The following is a 25,931-nucleotide window of genomic DNA, read 5'->3' as shown; positions in this document are numbered from 1 at the left end:
ATTTTTCATCAAAAAGTTTATGATTTTTGAAATGCAATCCATTGGCGTGGTGCAATCGCCGTTTTCTGATAAATTTGGCATTCCAAGACAGCCTGAACTCGTGCCTGCTGCACAAACCATTATTGCGTTAAACCGCGAATTTGGTGCAGAATCCGTGCGTGGTTTGGCGGAATTTGATTATATTTGGGTACAATTTGTGTTTCACGAAGCCTTGTCGCAAGGTTGGGTGCAAATGGTTCGTCCGCCACGTTTGGGGGGCAAAGAAAAAAAAGGCGTATTTGCCACACGTTCGCCACATCGTCCGAATCATATGGGTTTGTCGCTGTTGCGTTTGGTGGCGGTGGACGATACGGCACGCCCTATCAAATTGATTTGCGGTGGCAGCGATTTGTTAAATGGTACGCCCGTGTTGGACATCAAACCGTATTTGCCATTTGTGGAAGCACAACCACACGCGGCATCGGGTTTTGTGCAAGGCGCACCGCCAAAATTGAACGTGATTTGGCAAACCGATGCTTTCAGGCTGCCTGAAAACACACGCGCCATCATTGAGCAATGTTTGGCTCAAGACCCACGTCCTGCGTATCAGGATTTGCCCGAACGCATATACGGTATGCAAGTAGCTGGTACAGAAGTAAAATTTCGTATTGAAAATCAAAAAGTTTTTATTTTAAAGATTGATGAATTGAATTGATTAATTTCAATATTTCAGGCAGCCTGAAACAATCGGCTGCCTGAAATATTTTTTATATAGTCGTTCAAAATGAAACATACTGCTGCATTGCCCTAGTTTTGATTTTAAACCACTATTTATAATTTGAATTTAATTGTTCAGCGTATCTTCGGGAATACGCACCCAACCCTCCATAATCACACGCGCACTACGGCTCATCACCGCTTTTTTGACTGTCCACTCGCCATTGACTTGTTCGGCAGCCGCACCCACACGCAACGTGCCAGATGGGTGTCCGAAACGCACCGCTTCACGCGCACCGCCACCAGCCGCCAAATTAACCAACGTTCCTTCAATCGCGGCGGCAGTGGCAATCGCTACTGAAGCTGTCCCCATCATCGCATGATGCAATTTGCCCATGGAAAATGCGCGTACCAACAAATCAATCTCATCTGCCGACACCGTTTTACCACTGGACGCGGTATAAGTCGCAGGCGGTGCAACAAACGCTACTTTAGGCGTGTGTTGACGCGTTTGTGCCTCTTCCAAATTGGCAATCAAGCCCATTTTCAACGCACCATGCGCTCGAATTTTCTCAAAAAACGCCAATTTTTCAGGGTTGCCATTGATGTCCACTTGCAATTCCGTGCCTGTGTAGCCGATGTCTGCCGCGTTCATGAATACGGTTGGAATGCCCGAATTGATTAAAGTCGCCTGAATTTTGCCAATGCCGTCAATCTCCAGTTCATCGACCACATTGCCTGTCGGGAACATAGAACCGCCTTCGTCCGCAGGGTCAATAAATTCAATCACAACCTCTGCCGCAGGGAAGGTTACACCGTCCAATTCAAAATCGCCTGTTTCCAACACTTCGCCATTGCGAATGGGGACGTGGGCAATAATCGTTTTGCCGATATTTTTTTGCCAAATGCGAACCGTGCAAATGCCATCGCCTGTGGGAATTCTGTCCGCGTCCACCAAGCCTTGCGACACCGCAAACGCGCCCACGGCTGCCGTCATATTGCCGCAATTACCGCTCCAATCGACAAACGGCTTGTCAATCGACACTTGCCCAAACAGGTAATCCACATCGTGATTAGGCTGGGTAGATTTATCAATAATCAAGGCTTTGCTGGTGGACGAACTGGCATTACCCAAACCGTCAATTTGCTGTTTGTACGGGTCGGGGCTGCCGAGTACGCGCAACAAAATGTTATCACGCGCTTCGCCTGCCACTTGCGCGGCTTCGGGCAAATCGGTGCGTTTGAAAATAATGCCTTTGGACGTACCGCCACGGTAATAGACGGCTGGGATTTTTACTTGGGGCATGGTTGGTTCTCCTGTTGGCTTTTTTCGGAAAAATTTAATGTATTGATTTTAAATTTAAAATTTAATTTTCAGACTGCCTGAAAATTATTGACCCACATATTCCGCCAATAATTCATCAACCAAATAATCATCGGGCAAACAATGGCTGTCGCCCACACCTTCGCGCATTAAAAGATACGTTTTGGACAACATAAACCAATCTAATGCCTGCGCGAGCGAAATATTGGCACGTTGGGCTAACAAACTGATTAAACGAACATATTTTCTTTGCAATAAAATCGGATTGGCGTTCACAATAAATTTCGCTCTTTCATAATCTGAATAATATCATCTACCAAATAATCTTTTCCCAAAGTGTGTAAAACGTCAAAATTATCAATAATATAATTTTGCAACAAACCACTTTCTTTTAATTTTTGGTAAATCATATCAGGTTCTTGATTTAACGATTTTGCGACAAATTCTACGTAAAATAAGATAAATTCAAGCTCTTTTTCGGAATGAATGTGAAGTATCACTTTTTATTTTATCCATTATTTCATGATGTTATTTTATCATTTTAGGCAGCCTGAAAAATGGTATTTGACAAATTTACGCAAATAAATTTACAATTCAAACAGCATTCAGAGTTGGATTTTCCATGCCAACCTGCCAACATTCAATCATGCTGGTAAGGTGGATAACGGTTTTAAGATCGTTGATGTGGTCTATTTTTAAAATAGGCAATCATGACGAAACTCGCTCTGAATGCGGGTATTTTTTTGTCTGTAACATGGGGCTTTTATCCTAACTTGCACCCCAAATAGCTAAATAAGGTCTAATATTATGAATCATTTTTTTCAATTGGAAACCATTCCTGTAAGTTTTAGTACCGTACCTGGTTCTGGGCGGATTGGCATTAACTTTGGTCGTGAACGCGTAGCGTATTTTGATTCAGATGGTACAAAATACCGTTGGCTAATTTGCGAACCACAACAAACGCTTTTTCACGAAGATGAACGCGAAAAACTGCATGAATGGTTGATTCAATTTGATGTAACTTTGCCTGAAAGTGCAACAAAATTGGAAAATGAATGCGTAGAACAATTCGTACTTCGCTACAACTGTTTTGCTCGTCTTCAAAATCGTGCAACCATCAGTGATTATCGGAAAAATCGTACATAAAATCTGATATTTCAGACAGCCTTTCAGGACATGACAACGATAAAACACACCACATGGAGCGGCGACGGCTTGTCGCCATACTTTTAACTTTCCACCTTATTTTAAATGTGTTGTAAATCGTAAGATTTGGCGACGAGCCGTCGCCGCTCCATTTTGTCGCATCCTTTCAGGCTGCCTGAAAACTAAATTACACATTACCCTCTAAAAAATCCTGTGCAAAACGCTGCAACACACCGCCAGCTTCATAAATCAACACTTCTTCTGCCGTGTCCAAGCGGCTCAACACAGGCACTTCCACCGTTTCGCCATTTTTGCGGTGGATAACCAAAGTCAAATCGCCACGCGGTTCACGTTTGCCGACCACATCATACGTTTCTGTACCGTCTAATTGCAACGTGTGGCGGTTTACACCATCTTTGAATTGCAATGGCAACACGCCCATGCCAATTAAATTGGTGCGATGAATCCGCTCAAAACCTTCCGCTACAATTGCCTCCACACCAGCCAAACGCACACCTTTTGCCGCCCAGTCGCGTGATGAACCTTGCCCGTAATCCGCGCCCGCCACGATAATCAACGGCTGTTTGCGGTTCATGTAGGTTTCAATCGCTTCCCACATACGCATCACTTTGCCCTCGGGTTCAACACGCGCCAACGAGCCTTGTTTTACCGTACCGTCTTCATTTTTCACCATTTCGTTAAACAATTTCGGATTGGCAAATGTCGCACGTTGTGCGGTCAAATGGTCGCCGCGGTGAGTGGCGTAGCTGTTGAAGTCTTCTTCGGGCAAACCCATTTTCGCCAAATATTCGCCAGCCGCGCTGGTCGGCAAAATCGCATTTGATGGCGACAAATGATCGGTCGTGATGTTGTCAGGCAAAATCGCCAACGGACGCATACCTTTCAGGCTGCGTTCACCTGCTAATGCGCCCTCCCAATACGGTGGGCGGCGAATGTAAGTAGATTGTGGGCGCCAATCGTACAATGGACTTGGGGCTTTCTCTGCTGTACCCGTGTCAAACATCGGAATATAAATATCACGGAATTGCTGTGGTTTCACATATTGAGCGACAATTTCATCAATTTCTTCGTCTGATGGCCAAATGTCTTTCAAGCGAATTTCTTTGCCGTCTGCCACGCCCAACACATCATTTTCAATATCAAAGCGAATGGAGCCAGCCAACGCATACGCCACGACCAACGGCGGAGAAGCCAAAAACGCTTGTTTCGCGTAAGGATGAATGCGTCCGTCAAAATTGCGATTGCCCGATAATACGGCGGTTGCGTATAAATCACGGTCAATGATTTCTTGTTGAATTTTTGGGTCTAACGCACCAGACATACCATTGCAAGTCGTACACGCAAAGCCCACAATCCCAAAACCCAATTGTTCCATTTCAGGCAACAATCCTGCTTCACGCAAATAAATTTCCGCGACTTTTGACCCCGGCGCAAACGATGTTTTAACCCAAGGTTTACGCGTCAAACCCAAACGGTTAGCATTACGCGCCAACAACGCCGCCGCCACTACATTGCGCGGATTAGACGTATTGGTACAAGACGTAATCGCGGCAATAATCACGGCACCATCAGGCATTAAACCGTTTTCAGGCTGCGTGTAAGGTTGAGCAATGCCTTTTTTAACCAAATCTGCGGTTGCTAAACGTGCATGTGGATTGCTCGGGCCTGCCATATTGCGCGTAACTTGCGACAAATCAAATTTCAAAACACGTGGATAAACCACATTCTTCAGGCTGTCTGCCCACAATCCAGCTGTTTTGGCGTAATTTTCCACCAATTTGACTTGCGCTTCATCTCGTCCAGTTAATCTTAAATAATCAATGGTTTGTTGGTCAATGGCGAACAGTCCTGCGGTTGCGCCATATTCCGGTGTCATATTGGCAATGGTTGCACGATCGCCAACAGACAAACTTTCCGCGCCTTCGCCAAAAAATTCCACAAACGCACCTACCACACGCTCTTTTCGCAAAAATTCAGTCAATGCCAACACAATATCAGTTGCGGTAATGTCTGCCTGACGTTTGCCAACCAATTCAACACCCACAATATCAGGCGTACGCAACATAGACGGCAAACCCAACATCACGCATTCTGCTTCCAAACCACCCACGCCCACCGAAATCACACCCAACGCATCAACGTGTGGCGTATGTGAATCTGTCCCCACGCAAGTATCAGGGAATGCCACGCCATTTCGTACTTGCACCACAGGCGACATTTTTTCCAAATTGATTTGGTGCATAATACCGTTGCCTGCTGGAATCACGTCCACATTTTCAAATGCGGTTTTAGTCCAGTTAATGAAATGGAAACGGTCTTCGTTGCGACGGTCTTCAATATCGCGGTTTTTTTGGAACGCGTCTGGGTCAAAACCGCCACATTCCACAGCCAATGAGTGGTCTACAATCAACTGCGTTTGCACAACAGGATTGACTTTGCTCGGGTCGCCACCTTTTTCCGCAATTGCATCGCGCAAACCTGCCAAATCCACCAAAGCCGTTTGCCCCAAAATATCATGGCACACCACACGCGCGGGATACCATGGGAAATCCAATTCCTGTTTATTGTCAATCAGTTGCTTCAGCCAAGATTGCAGCGTGGCTTTGTCCACATTTTGGGCGCGATTGATTAAATTTTCTGCCAAAATGCGGCTGGTGTAAGGCAATTTATCGTACGCGCCCACCTGAATCTCGTCCATGGCGGCACGTGCATCGTAATATTGCACATCGCTGTTGGGTAAGGGTTTTTTGTATTGTTGGTTGGTGTTCATGGTTGGTCTTTCGTATTTTTTCTTTTATGGTTAAAAAATCTTAATTTCTTGTTTTTTGTAGTGAGATAGTAGAGATTTAATTACCCTACTTTAATTTTTGTAACTTAATGTTGTATGTGAAAGGATTTAAATTTACATTATTCTGTTTACTTTTTGGGCTTACTAGCCAAACTGCAATGGCTGCTAGATTATGTAATTAATGATAAAGTTGCTAAAAGTCCACCAGCTAGGTTTTTTGGAACAGGTAAAACACAAAAATTGGCTTGTGATGCTGCTAAATCAGATGCAGTCAGAAAAGCACCAAAACAAACATATGCTAGACACTGTTATTGTGATAGCAATAAAAGATAAGGAAATCAACATGAATTATTCATACTATGAAATTAAATCCTATGTTCTTCAACCTATTGAACTTGAAGATGATGAATTAAATTTCAAAGTTGAAATTTTGAAACATCACAATTCAAATTCCGTACAAGGGCAGCTATGGCGATTAGAAACTTATCGTGTACAACCTTCTTTTGTTAGCGATATGCAAGCAGATGAATCTATTTATGTGCAAGATTCTCATACCATTCCTGATTTACAAAATCAAATTTTCAATAATGAAGAAATCTGCCTGCAATTTATTATTTCTGAATTAGAAAAATTATTTTCTCATTCAAAATAATTAGTTAAATTCCAAATAAAAGGCTACCTGAAAACTGCTATTCAGCGATTTTCAGGCAGCCTTGTTTAATTTCGGCAATTTTAAGGCTGCCTGAAAATAATTTACGGACGCTCATCAATCGGTACAAACGCCAAATCCTCTGGACCGGTGTAATTCGCGCTCGGGCGGATAATTTTACCGTCTTTACGCTGTTCCAAAACGTGTGCTGACCAACCAGTTGTACGCGAAATCACAAATAATGGCGTAAACATTGCTGTCGGCACACCCAATTTTTGATAAGAAACCGCGCTGAACCAATCCAAATTTGGGAACATTTTTTTCTCATTCCACATCACAGTTTCCAAACGTTCTGCGATGTCAAACAAATGCATATCATCAGCCTCTTCGCTTAATTGACGCGCCACTTCTTTGATGACCACGTTTCGTGGATCACTGATGGTGTACACAGGGTGTCCAAAACCAATCACAATTTCCTTGCGTGCAATGCGTTCAAGAATATCGGCTTCGGCTTCATCTGCATTGCGATAACGTTTTTGAATGTCATACGCCGCTTCGTTTGCGCCACCGTGTTTAGGGCCTTTTAATGCGCCAATTGCACCCGTGATGCACGAATACATATCCGAACCCGTTCCAGCAATAACACGCGCCGTGAATGTGGACGCGTTGAATTCGTGTTCTGCATACAAAATCAACGAAGTGTGCATGGCTTTGATTTGTGAAGGCGTAGGGCGTTTGCCATGCAACAAATGCAGGAAATGACCACCAATGGTATCTTCTTTGCTTTCCACTTCAATGGTTTTGCCTTTATGAGAATAATGATACCAATACAACAAAATACTGCCTAAACTCGCAATCAATTTATCTGCAATATCACGTGCTTCACTGGGCGGCAAACTTTCGCGTTCAGGGTGAACACAACCCATCATGGATACGCCTGTGCGTAACACATCCATCGGATGCGTGTGAGCAGGCAAATTTTCCAAAGTTTTACGGACACGAATGGGCAAGCAGCGCAATTTTTGCAATTTTTCTTTGTAAGCACGCAATTCGGATTTGTTCGGCAAATGTCCGTGAATCAACAAATGTGCGACTTCTTCAAATTCACAATGTTTGGCTAAATCCAAAATATCGTAACCGCGATAACTCAAATCATTGCCCGAGCGTCCAACGGTACACAGCGCGGTATTACCAGCAGCAACGCCCGATAAAGCAACAGATTTTTTAGGTTTGAAGGTGTGGGTTTGGGTTTCGGTAGTCATGGTTGGTTCTCTGATAAATTAGAATAATGGGTTAACACGATGGACAACATACAAATTTTAGACAATTTGTCTAAATTAAAAATTAAAAAGATGAAAAAAGACGAATTGATTGGTTTTCAGGCTGCCTGAAAAAACATACCAACAGCTTAACCCCACTACTTTGACTCTCCGCCTTGAGAAGACAAGCCAAAAGAGAAAAAGGTAGTCGTCGGTCGGGCATCAATGTCCAGTCCAGTACATTCGCAAAAATCAGAACCTGTCAGGCATAAATACCCAAACTTGCCAAATTTGTTTTGCTATGTACTTTCAGGCTGCCTGAAAAACAAATTATTTATTTTGACTGAATAATTTATCTAATTTTTGTTCAAAATCGTGATAATTGAGATATTCATACAAATCCGCGCGTGATTGCATCGTGTCCACGACATTTGCTTGCGTACCATCACGCATAATTGCTTGATACACATTCAAAGCCGCCGCACTTGCCGCACGGAATGTTGATAAAGGATACAGCACCAAAGAGACACCGTTTTGCGCCAATTCTTGTTGTGTGTAAAGGGGCGTTGCGCCAAATTCAGTAATATTCGCTAACACAGGCACTTTTACTGCGTCCGCAAATTGTTGATACATAGACAATTCTGTCATCGCTTCAGGGAAAATCATGTCCGCACCTGCTTCTACACAAGCTTGAGCACGTTCAATTGCTGCGTCCAAACCCTCCACCGCCAAAGCATCGGTTCGCGCCATAATGACAAAATTTTCATCTACACGAGCATCCACCGCTGCTTTAATCCTGTCCACCATTTCATCTTTAGAAACAATGGCTTTATTAGGACGATGACCACAACGTTTTTGTGCCACTTGATCTTCAATATGCACTGCTGCCACGCCTGCACGTTCAAAAGCGCGAATGGTTCGGGCAATATTGAATGCGCCCCCCCAACCGACATCAATATCCACCAGTAAAGGTGTGTCCACGTTATCGGTGATGCGTTGTGCATCAATCAATACATCTTCCATCGTGGTGATGCCCAAGTCTGGAATGCCGCACGAACACGCCGCCACGCCACCGCCTGACAAGTAAATAGCTTTAAAGCCGCTCGCGGTTGCCAAACGCGCGAAATACGCGTTCACACAGCCGACTACGGCTAAAGGATGAGATTCTTTGATGGCTTGGCGGAATTTTGCGCCTGCTGATTGTTGATTCATGATTTTGCTCCTTGAGAGTGGTGTTTTTATTATGTAGTCTAATGTAATTAAATTCGGATTATCTGTACAATTATTTTTTACAATTGAAGCCAAAAATTTAATCAATCTTTACGATTTAATGGGGAATTTGGCTAATTTATGCCAATTTAATCGCCAAATTCATGAAAAAATCATCAAATTTTGCCAAAAAATAATCTTAAATTTTATGTAATTTTTTAAAACAAACTACATCAGACTACAAAATAGCCGTTTTGTTTTCATTTGTTACAATATAACACTTGATGTACAATTTGCTTTTCTGTTATTTGAATTTTGGAGAAATCATGAAAATTAAATGGATGAAAATGAGTGCGTTGATGATTTCATTGGCGTTTTCAGGCAGCCTTTGGGCAGAACCCATTTCTGTGGTAAGCAGTTTCAGCATTTTAGGCGATGTTGCACAACAAATTGGCGGCGAACGCGTGCAAGTCAGCAATTTAGTGCCAGCCGATGGCGATGCACATGCCTACCAACTCACGGGCGGTGATGTGAAAAAATTAGCCAATGCTAAATTAATCTTAATCAATGGATTGGGTTTAGAGACTGGCGATGTGGTTCGCGCCGTCAAAAACAGCAAAATTACCTACGCTGAAGCCACCGCTGGCATCTCCCCCATCAAACACGAAGAACATGAAGAACACGACCACCACGACCACGCAGGACACGACCATCACCACGAAATTGACCCACACGTTTGGCATGACCCTGTTTTGATGCAAAAATATGCGTCCAATGTCGCCACTGCATTGATTAAGGTAGACCCCGCTGGTGCCAAATATTATGCTGCACGTTTTAAGAATTATTCAGCAGAATTATCTAAATTAGATGCTTTTGCACGCCAGCAATTCAACGCGATTCCCAAAAATCAACGCAAAGTTTTAACAGGACACGATGCGTTTTCGTATTTGGGCAAACGCTATGGTATTGAGTTTATTGCGCCACAAGGTGTTAGCACCGAAGCACAACCGTCCGCCAAAACAGTTGCGGCAATCGTTCGCCAAATCAAACAAACAGGCGTGAAAGCCGTATTCACGGAAAACATCAAAGATGGACGCATGGTGCAACGCATCGCCCAAGAAACAGGAGCGAAAATTGGTGGGAAATTGTATTCAGACGCACTTTCTCGTGATGGCAACGCCAAAACCTACGCTGATTTGTTCCGCTACAATGTCCGCGTAATGAGTGGCGCAATGAAATAAGAACCTGTATTCATAATCTTATCATACGTCTACTGCGTTGCTTTTTAAGCCAATAGCCCCGATATTGGCTTAAAAAACTGCCTTATATTCGCAAAAATTATCAATAAAATTAAGTTATCAATCTTACCAAAACAGGTTCTAAAAATGAATTTGATTTTTCAGGCAGCCTGAAAAAATTCTCTTTCCCAATTGAATCGGTTAAAATTCAGCTTTCTCTCTCCACTTATTTTTAAGGATTTATTTATGGAACTAGTCTTTATCCGCCATGGCTTAAGCGAATGGAACGCGAAAAATTTATTCACAGGCTGGCGTGATGTGAAATTAAGTGAACAAGGCATCGCCGAAGCCCAAGCCGCAGGACGCAAATTAAAAGAAGCAGGCTATGAATTTGATATTGCGTTTACTTCGGTTTTAACTCGCGCCATCAAAACCTGTAATTTGGTACTGGAAGAATCCGACCAATTATGGGTACCGCAAATCAAAACTTGGCGTTTGAACGAACGTCATTACGGACAATTACAAGGTTTGGACAAAAAACAAACCGCCGAAAAATATGGTGATGAACAAGTCCACATTTGGCGCAGAAGCTATGACACTTTGCCACCGCTTTTGGATAAAAATGATGAATTTTCCGCACACAATGACCGCCGTTACGCGCATTTGCCAGACAATGTAATTCCAGATGGCGAAAATTTGAAAGTAACTTTAGAGCGTGTGTTGCCATTTTGGGAAGATGAAATTGCGCCTGCCATTTTGTCAGGTAAACGCGTTTTGGTGGCGGCACACGGTAATTCGTTACGCGCTTTAGCCAAACACATTGAAGGCATTTCCGATGAGGACATCATGGCTTTGGAAATCCCAACAGGTCAGCCTTTGGTTTACAAACTTGACGATAATTTAAACGTATTAGAAAAATTCTATTTATAATCCAATGAATTTATTTCAGGCTGCCTTTTGTTGTATTCAGGCAGCCTGAAAATTTTGAAATAACCAAATTCAAATAAAATGAAAGAAAATCAACATGAAAGCCATGATTCTAGCCGCAGGGCGCGGCGAACGAATGCGCCCACTTACCGATACCACACCCAAACCCCTGTTAATGGCAGGCAATGAGCCATTAATTGGGTGGCATTTGCGCCGTTTGAAAGCGGCTGGCATTACCGAAATTGTGATTAATCACGCGTGGTTGGGTGCGAAAATTGAGGCAGCTTTAGGCAACGGCGCAGCTTATGGCGTCAACATTGCGTATTCCCCCGAAGGCGCAAATGGTTTGGAGACAGCTGGTGGCATTACGACTGCATTGGATTTGTTGGGTGATGCGCCATTTTTGGTAATTAATGGCGATGTTTTGACGGATATTAATTTTCAGGCAGCCTGCAAACAAGCCACGCAACTGGGCGATAATTTGGCACATATTTGGTTGGTTGCCAATCCAGAACATAATCCGCAAGGCGATTTTGGTTTGTTACCAAATGGTCGCGTGCAATCGGACACACAACACGCACAATCTGGCACGTTTAGTGGTGTGGGCGTGTATCAGCCAGCATTGTTTGCCAACACGCCCAAACATACCGCTGCCAAACTTGCGCTTTTATTGCGTCAAGCGATGAATGAAAATCGTGTCAGCGGTGAATTTCATGACGGTTTGTGGCTGGACGTGGGAACACCCGAACGTTTAGCGCAAGCCAATGAATTAGCAAAAATGGGCAAATTGGGTTAATTTATAGTCGTTTAAATGAAGAACCTGTATTTATAAGATTGACAACTTGATTTTATTGAAAATTTTTGTGAATACAAGGCAGCTTTTTAAGCCAACGCAGCAGGCGTGCTAAATGAGTCAAAAAGACATCGCGCTTGGCTATAAATACAGGTTCTTATTTTAAACGACTACAATTAATTGAATATTTTTTCAGGCAGCCTGAAAATATCTTCAGTTTGCCTGAAACCTTGTTAAAAAATGGGATACAAATTATTGTTTGGTTGCGCCGAATGTGCCGCGTGGTTTTGTGCCATCAACTTTATCTGCAGGAGAAATTGTTTCATCTGTTGAGTAGAAGTAAACACCTGCCATTTCTTCTGCATTTGGACCATAAAAACCACCCTGTACAACTGCTTTTGAAGAGGTAGATTTATCCTCTGGTATGGTATTTAAACCTTGGAATTGGTTACCAGTTGTGATGACAGCTTTCAAAGTAATGGGGTCAAAATCACCAGCTTGACCTGGTTGAATTTGTCCAATCACACTTTTTTCACCAAAATTAACGATAAATTCAGATTTACCTTTTTTCACATTCTCTTTAACGCCAGCAGCCTCAATATTCGGAGTATAAGTAGAGAAGCCTGAATATTTAACTTGACCGCGCGAGGTTGGCACACCACTTTCGGGCGTTAATTCACCCTGTGCAAAACGATAGTGTTTCTCGTATTCATCATATAATTCGCCAAATTTTGCATGTTGCAATTGATTGCCGATGACGCTCCATGTTTTCGTTCCATCTTGGTATTTTGCATCAGGATTAACCCCTGCTGCAGTACCTGCTACACCTGTTGTTCCTGAACCTGTATAGGCAGCTTTACCATCGGTTTCATACCAATCTTTGGTTGATAATTTATCTTCGGGTACCAATAAGATAGAGCGTCCTTCTACTTGAAGTGTATTGATGTCCGCTTTGTTTGTTGGTATCACGTAATTAGCACTTGGTTTTTCGCCATTTACATCTAAGTCAGATAAATAAGTAGTTAAACTATATCCCAAAAACGCTGATTGAGTGGTTTTGGCATCAGTCGTTGTAGAAGAGGTATCAGTAGTAGCTGTAGTAGCTGTACCGTTATTGCTATTATTAGAAGAAGATGAGCCGTTGGAATTGTTAGCACCACCAGCCGAGCCAGTGGTGCTGGTGCTGCCTGTACCTAAAGCGTGTTGTTCTGCGCCACCGCCATGACCGCAAGCACTCAAACCTAATGTCGCCACAACCAATAAACCAATTAATTTTTTATTCATCATCAAGTTGCTCCAAAAAGGAAAGTTAAAAAATAAGTAGATAAATTAGGCAACTGAAAAATATCAAGTTGCTTGAAATTTAAATGATTTTAGCATAGTGCGTGCCAATTAAAAAATAATTTATCCATTTGTTAAAACGTTTTTTCAGGCTGCCTGAAAAATAAAAATGCGTTAAATCTTTTTAATTTCAATTCATTAAATTTAATTATTTAACACACCATATGTATGTAAAAATACAAATTTGTCGTATTCATGTTACGAGATGGGCAGGACGATTTTTCAGGCAGCCTGAAGCGAATCAAATTCACAAAAATCATTTCAAATAATAAAAGGCTGCTTGAAACTGCTATAATTCAGCGTTATTTTTTTGTAAACATAAACAAAGTTAAAAATCATGCAAGAACAATATCAACCTTCCACGATTGAACCGCAAGCCCAACAAAAATGGGCAGAACATCGCGCTTTCAATGCCACCGAAGACACAAGCAAACCTAAATTTTATTGTCTTTCTATGTTCCCCTACCCAAGCGGTAAATTGCACATGGGACACGTCCGTAACTACACCATTGGCGATGTGCGTAGCCGTTTTAAAAAATTGCAAGGATACAATGTGTTGCAACCGATGGGTTGGGACGCGTTCGGTATGCCTGCCGAAAATGCAGCGATTGACCGTGGTGTTGCGCCTGCTGCGTGGACGTATCAGAATATTGATTATATGAAACAGCAACTTAAATCGTTGGGTTTCGCATTGGATTGGGAACGTGAACTCGCCACTTGTCGCCCTGAATATTATCGTTGGGAACAAATGTTGTTTACACGTTTATTCAAAAAAGGCATTATTTACCGTAAATTAGGTACGGTTAATTGGGACCCTGTGGACAATACCGTATTGGCAAATGAGCAAGTCGTAGACGGACGTGGTTGGCGTTCAGGCGCGTTGGTGGAAAAACGCGAAATCCCCATGTATTACTACCGCATCACCGATTATGCAGAACAATTATTGGCAGATTTGGACGATTTAGATTGGCCCGAACAAGTCAAAACCATGCAGCGCAACTGGATTGGCAAATCACGCGGTATGACGGTGCGTTTTACCATCGCAGACGACAGCAAAGCAGGTTTGAACAGCGATTATGCACAATTTTTGCAAGTTTATACCACGCGTCCCGACACGCTCATGGGCGCAACTTACGTTGCTGTTGCCGCTGAACACCCACTGGCTACAGCAGCCGCCGAAAATAATCCTGAATTACAAGCATTTATTGATGAATGCAAAGCAGGCAGCGTGGCAGAAGCCGATATGGCAACAATGGAGAAAAAAGGTTTGACAACAGGACGCTACGTCATCAATCCACTCAATGGCGATAAATTGGAAGTTTGGGTGGCAAATTATGTGTTGTGGGGTTATGGCGATGGTGCGGTTATGGCCGTGCCTGCTCACGATGAACGTGATTTTGAATTTGCCAGCAAATACAAATTGCCCATTAAACAAGTCATTAGCGTTGACAATCAAGCATTTGATGCAAGTGCATGGCAAGAATGGTATGCCGATAAAGAAAATGGCGTTTTGGTCAACAGTCATGAATTTAACGATTTAAATTTTCAGGCAGCCTTTGACGCAATCGGTAACAAATTGCAAAGTCTGAACGCGGGAGAACCCAAAACGCAATACCGTTTGCGTGATTGGGGTATTTCGCGCCAACGTTATTGGGGCTGTCCGATTCCGATTATTCATTGCGAAGATTGCGGTGATGTACCTGTTCCTGAACAAGATTTGCCAGTCGTGCTGCCTGAAAATGTGATTCCTGATGGTTCGGGTTCGCCATTGACAAAAATGCCCGAATTTTACGAAACCACTTGCCCCAATTGCGGCAAACCTGCACGCCGCGAAACCGATACGATGGATACATTTAACGAGTCTAGTTGGTATCAATTCCGTTATATGTCGCCCAAATTTGAAGAGGGCATGGTGGAACCAAACGCAGTACAATATTGGGGTCAAGCCGACCAATACATTGGCGGGATTGAACACGCGATTTTGCATTTGCTTTACGCACGCTTCTTCACGAAATTGATGGCAGATGAGCATATTGTGGCGGTACGCGAGCCATTTAAGCAATTATTGACGCAAGGCATGGTACTGCAAGCCACTTATTATCGCGAGAATGAAGACGGTAAAAAACAATGGTTTAACCCCACCGAGGTAACTGTACAAACCGATGACAAAGGTCGCCCCGTGAGCGCAACTTTAAACGCAGACGGTCAGCCTGTTGTGATTGGTGGCGTGGAAAAAATGTCCAAGTCCAAAAATAATGGCGTAGACCCACAAGAAATCATTGACGCATACGGCGCAGATACAGCGCGTTTGTTTATGATGTTTGCGTCTCCGCCAGAACAATCTTTGGAATGGTCGGATGCGGGTGTGGCGGGCGCACATCGTTTCTTGGCGCGTTTGTGGCGCACGGTGTATGAGTTTGTACAAAATGGCGGCGCAAATGTCGTGAAATTCGCAGGCGGTGAACTTTCAGGCAGCCTGAAAGATTTGCGCTTCAAATTGCATAGCACAATTGCCAAAGTTACCGATGATTATGACCGCCGTCAGCAGTTTAACACGGCGATTGCGGCAGTCATGGAGTTGCTCAACCAATATGACAAAACCGATAAATCGGGTGAAATCGGACAAGCGGTAGCGCGTGAAGTGATTGAGTCTGTGGTGATTTTATTGTCGCCCATCGTGCCACACATCACCGAAACTTTGTGGAGCGAACTCACAAACGGTAGCCATTTATGGCAACAAACGTGGCTAAAAGTCGACGAAGCAGCATTAGTGCAAACCGAAGTGGAAATGATGGTACAAGTAAACGGTAAATTGCGCGACAAAATTAATGTTGCTGTTGATGCCAATGAAGACACCATCAAAGCTGCCGCCTTTGCCACCGCAGGCGCACAAAAATTCATGGACGGCAAAGAGCCGAAAAAAGTGATTGTGGTGCCTAAACGTTTGGTGAATATTGTGGTTTAATTTTTGAGGTGTAGATTGGTTGAATAGCTAATCTACACCTACTGTTTTTTAATATTACCGCAACCACCGCATACGTCTAGTACATAAGAGAATGGACAACGCAGTCATATTTTTAATTTTAAACGACTATATTTGATTGGGACGCGCGTCTTGCCGCGCACCACGCTTTTAGGGTTTCAGGCTGCCTTAATGATTTGCGCCAAATTCACTCACACCAATCATCATCTTCCGCCGCTTGCGCTAATGCATTGGCGCGACTTAGTAATTCATCGGTTAAAACATTTTCGGTTTTGCCATCAGCAATTTTTTCACGTGCAATTAAAAAGGTATGTGGAAAATAAGCGCGAACCTGTTCATAATCATGCAACACTGCAATCACGGCTTTTCCTTGACGATTTTCTTGGCGCAATACGTCCAAAAGCGCGTAAGTGGTTTTGGCATCAACTGCATTAAATGGCTCATCTAAAAGAAGAAATTTCGCATTTTGCACCAGCATTCGCGCCAACAAAACGCGCTGAAATTGTCCATTAGACAATTCATTAATCGTTCGATTGGCAAAATCGCCCATATCCACACGATTTAAGGCAGCCTGAACGCGTTCACGTTGTGTCGGGTTCACGCGTCCGAAAAAGCCAATCTCATACCATAACCCCATCGCCGCCAATTCAAACACACTCATTGGCTGACTTCTGTCCACATCAGATTGCTGCGGCAAGTAAGCGATGTCGGCGCGTTGCAAATTTTGCCACTCCACTGAACCCGTGTTACAGCGCAACAAACCCATCATGGTTTTGAGTAGCGTGGATTTGCCTGCGCCATTGGGCCCGAAAATGGCGTACATACAACCTGTTGGAAAAATCATATCTACATGATGCACGGCTGGACGCGCTTGATAACTAACGGTTAAATTTTTGATTAAAATACTCATTCTGTTACCGCCCAAAAATACACGCTCCACAATATTGCCAAAATGATTGCCACCAAAATCAATCGTTGCGTCAAACCTGCTAGTAATAAAGAAAATTTCATTTTATCAATCACATATTTTTCAGGCTGCCCAAAATTAAAATGTTGATGTAACGTGCTGCCATCTTGTGGACGTGTATACCACATAAATCCTACGCCCCAATTGCCTTCAGGCTGCCTGAAAGTTATAAAAAAAAGCTATGTGAATCAATGATACTGTATAACAAATCTTATCACAAGCTGAAGATACAACTACACAACGCAACAAAATTTGTAGAAAAGTCAAATCGCGTAAAAGCACAAGACAAATTTTTCTGATTCTACTATCATACTCCCATGCCAAAGACATTTGGCTAAAACAATATAATCATTTCATTTTTATAAGGAAATTATCATGAAAACCATCGTTAAAGCATTAGCTACCATCGCATTAGCAACTGTTGCCACTGCATCTTTTGCCAAATCAAGCCCTGTGAATGCAGCACAAGTAACCAGCACTAAAACCGTAAATTATGTATGTCAAGACGGTCGTGTTGCTGTGAAATATGGCTTCAATGCCGCAGGTGTGCCAGTGAATGCTATCGCAAAAGTGAACGGCGCAACACGCGTGATGAAATATGACATGAGTCGCTCTGATAATGTAGATGCTTTCTTCAAAGATGCAGCAGGTTATCGCTTGAACGCAGATGCTTTTGAACGCAACAGTGTTCATAAAACAGCTATTAACATCACTTCGCCACGTAACGATTTGGTATTCAAAAATTGTTCACCACGCTAATTTGATTTAGAAAAATCGCCAATAAATCATACAAATAGATTTATTGGCGATTTTTTTCAGGCTAAAACCTTTGCAAAACTATCCGTCGTTATTACCGCGTAGGCGGTAATCCATTTTCAATCTCAAATAGATTTTTAATCAATCAAATAAAATCAATTATCTAAATTTTGCTATTGGATTCCCGCATTCGCGAGAATGACGAGATTTAGGTTAATTTTTAGATTTTGCAAAGGTTTCAGGCTGCCTGAAAAATTATTGCTTACCGCGCAATTGTTCCGCTGCTTGAATGGCAAAATACGTCAAAATCCCGTCTGCACCAGCGCGTTTAAATGCCAGCAAACCCTCCAAAATGACTTTATCGCTGTCCAACCAACCATTTTGTATGGCAGCCTGAAGCATCGCATATTCCCCCGATACCTGATAAGCAAAAGTCGGCACACCAAATTCATCTTTCACGCGGCGCACCACGTCTAAATACGGCATTCCAGGTTTCACCATCACCATATCCGCGCCCTCTGAAATATCCAACGCAACTTCGTGTAGTGCTTCGTTGCTGTTAGCAGGGTCTTGCTGATATTCGTCTTTGGTGGATTTGCCTAAATTGCCTGCACTACCAACAGCATCACGAAACGGCCCATAAAACGCAGACGCGTATTTCGCTGAATACGCCATAATCCGCGTGTGAATGTGTCCGTGTTGTTCCAACGCCTGACGAATCGCACCAATGCGCCCGTCCATCATATCAGACGGTGCAACCACTTGCGCCCCAGCTTCAGCATGGCTTAACGCTTGTTTGACCAAAACTTCAATCGTTTCATCATTTAGTACATAGCCTGTTGCATCGGTCAAACCATCTTGGCCACTCAAAGTGTAGGGGTCAAGCGCAACATCGGTCATCACACCCAATTCAGGAAAATTTTGGCGCAATGCGCGTACTGCCGTTTGTACCAAACCTTCAGGATTGTAGGCTTCACGCGCATCGGCGGTTTTGTTTTGGGTAACGACTGGAAACAATGCCAACATCGGAATCCCCAATTCACACGCCTGCTCTGCTGTCTTTAATAATAAATCAATGCTTTGACGTTTTATTTTGGGCATGGACGCAATTTCTTGTTCTTGATTTTGCCCCTCCAACACAAAAACGGGGTAAATCAAATCATTGGTTGTCAAAACATTTTCGCGCATCAAACGGCGTGAAAAATCATCTCGGCGCATACGACGCATACGGCTCATTGGAGCTTGGCGTGGGGGGAAGTTCATGATGAATTTTCCTTATATTTGAAAAACGCTATTTTAGCGCGTTTCAAAAGTTTCAGGCAGCCTGAAAAAGATTGAGCTTATTTCCCCATTTGGTTTAATTGTTGCAAAACAGCTTTTGCCTTGACATTACCTTGCGCGGCAGCTTTTTCAAACCAAAAACGCGCTTGTTTGAAATCTTGCGCTACACCTAGTCCATCAGCATACATCAAGCCCAAATTTTGTTGCGCAACTGCATATCCCTGATTCGCCGCTTTTTGATACCAAAGCAGCGCTTGACGATAATCTTGCGCTACACCTAGTCCATTGGCATACATAAAGCCCAAATTGTATTGTGCATCTATATGTCCCTGACTCGCCGCTTTTTGATACCAAAGCAGCGCTTGACGATAATCTTGCGCTACACCTAGTCCATTGGCATACATAAAGCCCAAATTGTATTGTGCATCTATATGTTCCTGACTCACCGCTTTTTGATACCAAAGCAGCGCTTGACGATAATCTTTCGCTACACCTTGTCCATTTTCATACATAAAGCCCAAATTGTTTTGCGCATCTGCATATCCCTGATTCGCCAATTCGCTAAAAATTTTCAATGCAGTGGCATAATCTTGGCGCTTGTAGGCTGCGATGCCTTGTTCGAATTTTTGTTCGGCAGACGAAGCTGTTTGGGCGGGTGTATTTTTTACATCAAGCGTCTGAGCTGAAGCCGATACACTTGTCAGCATCATCGCTGCTGTTAAAGCAGCCAATACCATTTTGCAAGCGGAATGGGAAATTACTTTCATTTAAAATTTTCCTTTTACCTTTTAAAAGTAAATAAATTGCCCCCAAATAGAGCAAACTGATTATCTCTTACCAATTTTGTTTTGCGCAAAAATCATTCAGGCAGCCTGAAACCTTTACTCATTCAAATTAACCGAATGCTCGCGCGTTTCGTGGAACACAATGTCTTTCCAGCGTTCCTGCGTTAAATTCAAATTCACGCGATTGGGCGCGAGATACGCCAAATTGCCACCTGCATCAATCGCTAAATTAGCGGCATTTGCCTTTTCAAATTCCGCCAATTTTTTCTTGTCATCGCACGACACCCAACGCGCCGACCACACCGACACATTGTCAAACACCGCCTCCACGCCATATTCCGCCGCCAAACGCGCCGTAACTACTTCAAATTGCAATACGCCCACCGCACCCAAAATCAAATCCGCGCCCGAATGCGGTTTGAACACTTGCACCGCGCCCTCTTCGCCCAGTTGCTGTAAGCCTTTTTGCAATTGTTTCATTTTTAAAGGGTTTTTAATGCGCACACTGCGAAATAATTCAGGCGCAAAAAACGGAATGCCTGTAAACGAAAGTTGTTCACCTTCAGAAAAACTGTCGCCAATCTGAATGTTACCGTGATTCGGAATACCAATGATGTCGCCAGCGTAGGCTTCCTCCACCAATTCGCGGTCATGCGACATAAACGTTACCACGCTGCTCGCGCTGATGTCGCGGTTAATGCGTAAGTGCTTGATTTTCATGCCACGTTCAAATTTACCCGAACACACGCGCAAAAACGCAATGCGGTCGCGGTGTTTTGGGTCCATATTTGCTTGAATTTTAAAAATAAAACCAGAAAATTTAGGTTCATCGGGCTGAACTTCGCGCACGGTTGCATCACGTGGCTTGGGCGCAGGTGCCCAATCAATCAATGAATTGAGAATTTCTTGTACGCCAAAATTATTAATCGCTGAACCGAAAAACACAGGTGTCAGGCTGCCTGAAAGAAATTCGTCCAAATTAAATTCATTAGACGCAGCTTGCACCAATTCAATTTCATCACGAAGTTGTTGAATTTCCAATGGGAAACGTTTTTCTAATTCGGGATTATCAATGCCTTTGATGATGTCAAATTCGTGGGGTAATTTTTCGCCACCCGCTTCAAACAGATAAATTTCATCGTTCAAAATGTGGTACACGCCCTTGAAATTTTTGCCCATACCGATGGGCCAAGTTACGGGCGCACAACGAATTTGCAAAATATTTTCCACTTCGTCCAACAATTCCAAACTGTCGCGTACTTCGCGGTCGTATTTATTCATAAACGTAACAATCGGCGTGTTTCGCAAACGACAAACATTTAACAATTTAATGGTTTGCGCTTCTACGCCTTTTGCCGCGTCAATCACCATCAACGCACTGTCCACCGCCGTCAAAACGCGATAAGTATCTTCCGAAAAGTCTTGGTGCCCTGGAGTGTCCAACAAATTGACAACGTGGTCTAAATACTCAAATTGCATCACGCTTGATGCCACCGAAATACCGCGTTGCTGTTCAATTTCCATCCAGTCGGATGTGGCAAATTTACCCGTTTTCTTGCCTTTGACTGTACCTGCCGATTGAATTGCGCCTGAGAACAATAATAATTTTTCGGTTAAAGTGGTTTTACCCGCGTCTGGGTGGGAAATAATCGCGAATGTGCGGCGTTTGCGAACGTGTTCAAGTATTTCTGACATATTGATTCTCAAATAAATAATAAAAAACTTTCAGGTTGTCTGAAACAAAAAATACAACCAAAAAACCGTTATAATTGTACTGATTTTGTCTTATTTTGGGTATGATTTGATTGATATTGTTGTCTATTTTTTTGATTGTTTTTATAATTTGGTTTTTTGATGTTTGTGAATTTTGGTGAAAGGCGAAAATGTCGGTTTTTATTGAATTACAAGATGCGTTTACCAAAGAAGTTTTTTGTGTAAACTCAAATCATATCGTTCGCTTGATGCCCTACGAGCCAGAACACGCTGCACCCGAATTTCGCGACCAGCAACCTGAAGAGTTTAATAATAAAACTTGCGTTACTTTGGTTTTGACCGATGGCAGCCACATTATTGTATTTGACCAAGATGCGTACATTGCCACCAACGACTATACTTCATTTAGCTATGGCGAACACATCACGGCAGCTGGTAATATGAAAAAATTACTGAATACCGAATTGACGCGTATGTTTCAAGGTATGCACGTTTCGTATTTTAGTGGACATTTGTGATTTTTCAGGCTGCCTGAAAGCAACAATAAGATGATTTTATAATATTTTCATCGGGCGGATTTTGATATCCGCCCATTCTGTTTTTTATAGATTATGTTTACATTTCAAAATATTACCAAAAAATTTGGCACACGCACAGTGGCGAATCAAATCAATTTATCCGTGGCAAACGGCGAAATTTTAACCATTTTAGGCGCAAGTGGCAGTGGCAAATCTACGTTATTGCATTTGGCGGCGGGTTTGTTGCAGCCCGATGCTGGCGATGTGTGGCTCAATCAGGAACGCATCACCAACAGGCAGCCTGAAAAACGCGAAATTGCTATGATGTTTCAAGATTTTGCGTTATTGCCGCATTTGAATGTATGGGAAAATGTGGCGTTGGGTTTACGCTTGCGTGGCGAAAAAAAAGCGGTGGCTCGAACAGCCGCTCTGCGCATTTTGGTAGAAATGGGTTTGCAACACGCCAGCGAACGCACCATCACACAATTATCCGGTGGCGAACAACAACGAGTCGCATTGGCACGTGCGTTGGTTGTTTCGCCTAAGTTATTGTTATTAGATGAACCTTTTTCCAGTTTGGATACCGCATTGCGACAACATTTGCAACACGAAATTAGTCAATGGATTCAGCAAAAAAATATCCCTGCCATACTCGTGAGCCATGACCCTGCCGAAGCCGCATTAATGTCGCAACGCATTGCATTATTAGAAAATGGTAATATTATTCAATGTGATACGCCAAATCAATTATTTGCACAACCCGTATCAGCACAGGCTGCTCGATTATTGGGCTGCCTGAACGTGCGCGATGATGTGTATATTCCGCAGCAAGCCATTCAATTTCATCATGAAAAGGGTTCGGAATGCGAGATTTTGCGTTGTTTCAAGCAACCTTTTGCGTGGCGCGTAGAATGGATGCAGCCATCATTTGGCGAATTGGTGGCGTGGGTGAACGATGATGTGGCACAACGCTTGGGCAAAACAGCACGCGTGTGGATTGATTTATCCAAAGTTATTTATTTTAAATAAAAATTATTCTTCAGGCTGCCTGAAAATATTTTCCCATTAATAAAATTAAATGATTATGAATATTACTGTTTTAGCCGTTGGCACAAAAATGCCACGTTGGGTAGATGATGCCGTGAATGAATACGCCAAGCGTTTTGGGCGCGATATTCAATACACACTCAAAGAAATTAAACCCGAAAAACGCGGCGCGGGCATCAACGCCAATCAAGGCATGGTCGCCGAAGAAAAACGCATTATGGAAAATATTCCCAACAATGCGTTTTTAGTGGTGTTGGACGAGCGTGGCAAAGCCCCTACTTCGGTGGAATTATCGGAATATTTAAATACTTGGCAACAAAATGGCGAACACGTTTGTTTTGTGATTGGTGGTGCAGATGGCATGACCGATGCACTCAAGCAACGGGCGCGGTTGATGTTGTGTTTGTCCAGTCTGACGCTGCCGCATGGTATGGTGCGTGTGTTGCTAACGGAGCAGCTTTATCGGGCTGTGTCTATTTTGCACAATCACCCGTATCATCGTGAATGAATCATCTCAAATGCGGTGTGAATCGCGGCTTTCAGGCTGCCTGAATTGGCTTTGCCACTGCTTGCCAAATCCAACGCCGTACCGTGGTCAACCGATGTGCGAATGAATGGTAAACCCAAAGTGATGTTCACACCGCCACCAAAACTGGCGTATTTCAACACTGGTAAACCTTGATCATGATATGCTGCCAATACCGCATCCGCGCCGTCCAAATAAAACGGCTGAAATAATGTATCAGCTGGCAATGGGTCGGTAATATTGATGCCATGGATACGCAATTGTTGGGCAGTGGGCAACATGATGTCTAATTCTTCGCGCCCTAAATAGCCGTTTTCGCCTGCGTGTGGGTTCAAGCCAGCCAATAAAATTTTAGGATTGGCAATGTCGAATTTTTCGCGCAAATCTTTATCTACAATTCGCGCCACACTGGTCAACAAATCCGCCGTAATGTGGTCAGCGACATCGCGCAACGGCAAATGCGTAGTCAATAATGCCACGCGCAAACCACCGCCTGCAAGCATCATCACGACTTGTGGTGTGTGGGATTTTTCTGCTAAATATTCGGTGTGTCCGCTAAAATACATGGTTTCGCCATAAAATTGGTTAATCACGCCCTTGTGAATAGGCGCGGTAACCATGCCTGAAAATACACCATTTTCAATGCCATTCATTGCCGTATCAAGCAATTCAATGACATATGGCGAATTTTGTGGATTCAATTGTCCTGCCACGCAAACATCACGCAATGGAATGTGTTGAACATCTATCGTGTTTTTTTCAGGCTGCCTGAAAGGGTTAAATTCGCGGATTTTTATGGATTTTCGGAGACAATCGGCACGTTTTTGCAATAAATGCGCATCGCCCAACACCACCACGCGGCACGGTAAATCCATGTCTGGCAAATCCAAACAAATATCCACACCAATACCAGCAGGTTCGCCTGAAGTGATGGCCAAAATAGGTTGCTTGGTCATTTATATTTTTCCTTGATTAATTGTTTTGAAATATGTTTTAAGCTAAATGACAGTACGCAACAAAAAATAATGAATTATCCTTTGCTCCTAAGGCAACCTGAACAAATAGCTTCGGTATGTAGTTTCAGAAAATTCTATCAGTTTCGTGGCGCAAAATGTGTATCAATTGCGCATCATCGGTTAAAATTCAGTTTTCTTCTGTTCTAGTTGCCCACATCATGACCAGCGAATTTCACCCATTTCAACAACTTTTAACCAGAGCAAAAGCAGGCGATGCTGAATGCTTTTATGCTGTGGCGGTATGCTACACCACAGCTTACGGCGTGGCAGCAGACAACGAGCAAGCCTTATACTGGTATAAAAAAGCTTGGAAACATCAACATGATAGCGAAACGGCGATGGCAATTGCGCGAATTTATTTTCATCAACACAATACGCGTAATGCGGTGTATTGGTTGGAGAAGGCAGTGGATTTGGGCGATGCTTGTGCGGCGTTTGAATATGTGCAGCATTTAATGAATAAGAAAAAAATTAAATCGGATATTTTATTGTGGCAACTTTTAACGAAAGTAGTCGCCAGTCCTGATATTTCCGATGAACAACGCAATCAGGCGTTTGACATGATTAAAGAATTGAGTAAACAATAAAAATTTATAGTCATTAAAACCAATAATCTATATTCATAGCCAACGTGAAATGGATTTTTGTCCCAGTTAGTACGAATAAAAGGCGAATTTGATGCTAACAGCGTTCCTATTGGCGTGAAATTCAACACAGCAGGCGTGCTAAATGGGGCAAAAAGACATCACGCTTGGCTGTGAATAAAGGTTCTTACCAACAGCAAGGTGCAGCCTGTTGAAGCAGTCAGTCATAAAGGGGACCAAAGAAAAAAGCCTAAACAACTGTTTAGGCTTGTAAAACTTGGTGGGTCGTGAGCGATTCGAACGCTCGACCAACGGATTAAAAGTCCGCTGCTCTACCGACTGAGCTAACGACCCATCTGATAAG

The 25,931-nt window shown here is 43.1% G+C and carries 25 protein-coding genes and 1 tRNA gene; 12 read left to right on the top strand and 14 right to left on the bottom strand.

Annotated features, from left to right (window positions below; translation table 11 throughout):
• Nucleotides 1–19: 19 nt before the first annotated feature.
• On the top strand, nt 20–694 hold the full coding sequence (tsaA, locus tag BWP33_RS00130; protein WP_002642707.1) for a tRNA (N6-threonylcarbamoyladenosine(37)-N6)-methyltransferase TrmO: 675 nt from the start codon (nt 20–22) through the stop codon (nt 692–694).
• Nucleotides 695–823: 129 nt separating this feature from the next.
• Here tsaA and prpF read toward each other — a convergent pair whose 3' ends face one another.
• The 3 genes from prpF to BWP33_RS13240 all read right to left on the bottom strand — a co-directional run bounded on the left by prpF (nt 824) and on the right by BWP33_RS13240 (nt 2,520).
• Entirely contained in the window at nt 824–2,002 is a 1,179-nt protein-coding gene (gene prpF, locus BWP33_RS00125; protein WP_002642708.1) for a 2-methylaconitate cis-trans isomerase PrpF, read from the bottom strand.
• 84 nt (nt 2,003–2,086) lie between these two features.
• On the bottom strand, nt 2,087–2,296 hold the full coding sequence (locus BWP33_RS00120) for a hypothetical protein (protein WP_002642709.1): 210 nt from the start codon (nt 2,294–2,296) through the stop codon (nt 2,087–2,089).
• Nucleotides 2,293–2,520, bottom strand: coding sequence for a DUF3791 domain-containing protein (locus BWP33_RS13240; RefSeq protein ID WP_002642710.1), 228 nt, complete (start codon nt 2,518–2,520; stop codon nt 2,293–2,295). The genes BWP33_RS00120 and BWP33_RS13240 overlap by 4 nt, the downstream gene beginning before the upstream one ends.
• A 307-nt stretch (nt 2,521–2,827) precedes the next feature.
• On the opposite strand from BWP33_RS13240, the gene BWP33_RS00110 reads away from it, so the two are divergent.
• Nucleotides 2,828–3,166 (top strand): hypothetical protein, encoded by a 339-nt coding sequence (locus BWP33_RS00110; protein ID WP_002642711.1) that lies wholly within the window; start codon nt 2,828–2,830, stop codon nt 3,164–3,166.
• Nucleotides 3,167–3,353: 187 nt separating this feature from the next.
• Here BWP33_RS00110 and acnD read toward each other — a convergent pair whose 3' ends face one another.
• Nucleotides 3,354–5,957, bottom strand: a complete 2,604-nt coding sequence (acnD, locus tag BWP33_RS00105; RefSeq protein ID WP_002642712.1) for a Fe/S-dependent 2-methylisocitrate dehydratase AcnD — start codon at nt 5,955–5,957, stop codon at nt 3,354–3,356.
• 361 nt (nt 5,958–6,318) lie between these two features.
• Between acnD and BWP33_RS00100 the strand changes: the two genes are divergently transcribed.
• Nucleotides 6,319–6,627 carry a hypothetical protein gene (locus tag BWP33_RS00100; protein WP_002642713.1) on the top strand — a complete coding sequence of 103 codons (309 nt, stop codon included), beginning with the start codon at nt 6,319–6,321 and terminating at the stop codon, nt 6,625–6,627.
• A 101-nt stretch (nt 6,628–6,728) separates the two neighbouring features.
• On the opposite strand, the gene prpC is transcribed toward BWP33_RS00100, so the two are convergent.
• Both prpC and prpB read right to left on the bottom strand, forming a co-directional pair.
• Entirely contained in the window at nt 6,729–7,886 is a 1,158-nt protein-coding gene (gene prpC, locus BWP33_RS00095; RefSeq protein WP_002642714.1) for a bifunctional 2-methylcitrate synthase/citrate synthase, read from the bottom strand.
• 327 nt (nt 7,887–8,213) lie between these two features.
• Complete coding sequence (prpB, locus tag BWP33_RS00090) at nt 8,214–9,095, bottom strand: methylisocitrate lyase (RefSeq protein ID WP_002642715.1); 882 nt, start codon at nt 9,093–9,095, stop codon at nt 8,214–8,216.
• A 323-nt stretch (nt 9,096–9,418) separates the two neighbouring features.
• On the opposite strand from prpB, the gene BWP33_RS00085 reads away from it, so the two are divergent.
• The 3 genes from BWP33_RS00085 to murU all read left to right on the top strand — a co-directional run bounded on the left by BWP33_RS00085 (nt 9,419) and on the right by murU (nt 12,053).
• Complete coding sequence (locus BWP33_RS00085; RefSeq protein WP_002642716.1) at nt 9,419–10,333, top strand: metal ABC transporter solute-binding protein, Zn/Mn family; 915 nt, start codon at nt 9,419–9,421, stop codon at nt 10,331–10,333.
• A 243-nt stretch (nt 10,334–10,576) separates the two neighbouring features.
• On the top strand, nt 10,577–11,260 hold the full coding sequence (locus BWP33_RS00080; protein ID WP_002642717.1) for a 2,3-diphosphoglycerate-dependent phosphoglycerate mutase: 684 nt from the start codon (nt 10,577–10,579) through the stop codon (nt 11,258–11,260).
• A gap of 94 nt (nt 11,261–11,354) precedes the next feature.
• Nucleotides 11,355–12,053 (top strand): N-acetylmuramate alpha-1-phosphate uridylyltransferase MurU, encoded by a 699-nt coding sequence (gene murU / locus BWP33_RS00075; protein ID WP_002642718.1) that lies wholly within the window; start codon nt 11,355–11,357, stop codon nt 12,051–12,053.
• Nucleotides 12,054–12,302: 249 nt separating this feature from the next.
• Here the strand turns inward: murU and BWP33_RS00070 are convergent, their stop codons facing one another.
• On the bottom strand, nt 12,303–13,337 hold the full coding sequence (locus BWP33_RS00070) for a transferrin-binding protein-like solute binding protein (protein WP_002642719.1): 1,035 nt from the start codon (nt 13,335–13,337) through the stop codon (nt 12,303–12,305).
• Between the two features lie 391 nt (nt 13,338–13,728).
• Between BWP33_RS00070 and leuS the strand changes: the two genes are divergently transcribed.
• On the top strand, nt 13,729–16,356 hold the full coding sequence (gene leuS, locus BWP33_RS00065; RefSeq protein ID WP_002642720.1) for a leucine--tRNA ligase: 2,628 nt from the start codon (nt 13,729–13,731) through the stop codon (nt 16,354–16,356).
• A 205-nt stretch (nt 16,357–16,561) separates the two neighbouring features.
• On the opposite strand, the gene BWP33_RS00060 is transcribed toward leuS, so the two are convergent.
• Nucleotides 16,562–17,284, bottom strand: a complete 723-nt coding sequence (locus BWP33_RS00060) for a metal ABC transporter ATP-binding protein (protein WP_002642721.1) — start codon at nt 17,282–17,284, stop codon at nt 16,562–16,564.
• Nucleotides 17,281–17,469: a hypothetical protein gene (locus BWP33_RS00055; RefSeq protein WP_002642722.1), complete on the bottom strand. Its 189-nt coding sequence runs from the start codon at nt 17,467–17,469 to the stop codon at nt 17,281–17,283. The genes BWP33_RS00060 and BWP33_RS00055 overlap by 4 nt, the downstream gene beginning before the upstream one ends.
• A 247-nt stretch (nt 17,470–17,716) precedes the next feature.
• Between BWP33_RS00055 and BWP33_RS00050 the strand changes: the two genes are divergently transcribed.
• Nucleotides 17,717–18,100: an ACP-like domain-containing protein gene (locus tag BWP33_RS00050; RefSeq protein ID WP_002642723.1), complete on the top strand. Its 384-nt coding sequence runs from the start codon at nt 17,717–17,719 to the stop codon at nt 18,098–18,100.
• 252 nt (nt 18,101–18,352) lie between these two features.
• Here BWP33_RS00050 and hemB read toward each other — a convergent pair whose 3' ends face one another.
• From hemB to BWP33_RS00035, 3 genes are all read right to left on the bottom strand, one after another.
• Entirely contained in the window at nt 18,353–19,360 is a 1,008-nt protein-coding gene (gene hemB, locus BWP33_RS00045) for a porphobilinogen synthase (protein WP_002642724.1), read from the bottom strand.
• 77 nt (nt 19,361–19,437) lie between these two features.
• On the bottom strand, nt 19,438–20,145 hold the full coding sequence (locus BWP33_RS00040) for a tetratricopeptide repeat protein (protein ID WP_104930271.1): 708 nt from the start codon (nt 20,143–20,145) through the stop codon (nt 19,438–19,440).
• 114 nt (nt 20,146–20,259) lie between these two features.
• Complete coding sequence (locus BWP33_RS00035; RefSeq protein ID WP_002642726.1) at nt 20,260–21,858, bottom strand: peptide chain release factor 3; 1,599 nt, start codon at nt 21,856–21,858, stop codon at nt 20,260–20,262.
• 188 nt (nt 21,859–22,046) lie between these two features.
• On the opposite strand from BWP33_RS00035, the gene BWP33_RS00030 reads away from it, so the two are divergent.
• The 3 genes from BWP33_RS00030 to rlmH all read left to right on the top strand — a co-directional run bounded on the left by BWP33_RS00030 (nt 22,047) and on the right by rlmH (nt 23,949).
• Nucleotides 22,047–22,394, top strand: coding sequence for a hypothetical protein (locus tag BWP33_RS00030; protein ID WP_002642727.1), 348 nt, complete (start codon nt 22,047–22,049; stop codon nt 22,392–22,394).
• A gap of 93 nt (nt 22,395–22,487) precedes the next feature.
• Nucleotides 22,488–23,423, top strand: coding sequence for an ABC transporter ATP-binding protein (locus BWP33_RS00025; protein WP_002642728.1), 936 nt, complete (start codon nt 22,488–22,490; stop codon nt 23,421–23,423).
• Between the two features lie 55 nt (nt 23,424–23,478).
• Nucleotides 23,479–23,949: a 23S rRNA (pseudouridine(1915)-N(3))-methyltransferase RlmH gene (gene rlmH, locus BWP33_RS00020; protein WP_002642729.1), complete on the top strand. Its 471-nt coding sequence runs from the start codon at nt 23,479–23,481 to the stop codon at nt 23,947–23,949.
• Here the strand turns inward: rlmH and pdxA are convergent.
• Nucleotides 23,937–24,923, bottom strand: coding sequence for a 4-hydroxythreonine-4-phosphate dehydrogenase PdxA (gene pdxA, locus BWP33_RS00015; RefSeq protein ID WP_002642730.1), 987 nt, complete (start codon nt 24,921–24,923; stop codon nt 23,937–23,939). The two genes, rlmH and pdxA, sit on opposite strands and share 13 nt — an antisense overlap.
• A 218-nt stretch (nt 24,924–25,141) precedes the next feature.
• Between pdxA and BWP33_RS00010 the strand changes: the two genes are divergently transcribed.
• Nucleotides 25,142–25,570 (top strand): tetratricopeptide repeat protein, encoded by a 429-nt coding sequence (locus BWP33_RS00010; protein WP_002642731.1) that lies wholly within the window; start codon nt 25,142–25,144, stop codon nt 25,568–25,570.
• A gap of 275 nt (nt 25,571–25,845) precedes the next feature.
• Here BWP33_RS00010 and BWP33_RS00005 read toward each other — a convergent pair.
• Nucleotides 25,846–25,921 (bottom strand) — tRNA-Lys (locus tag BWP33_RS00005).
• Nucleotides 25,922–25,931 lie beyond the last annotated feature (10 nt).

This window comes from Simonsiella muelleri ATCC 29453 (assembly GCF_002951835.1).
Lineage (GTDB): Bacteria > Pseudomonadota > Gammaproteobacteria > Burkholderiales > Neisseriaceae > Simonsiella > Simonsiella muelleri.
Note: the sequence above shows the minus strand (reverse complement) of the source record. Positions and strands in the feature narration are given on the sequence as shown.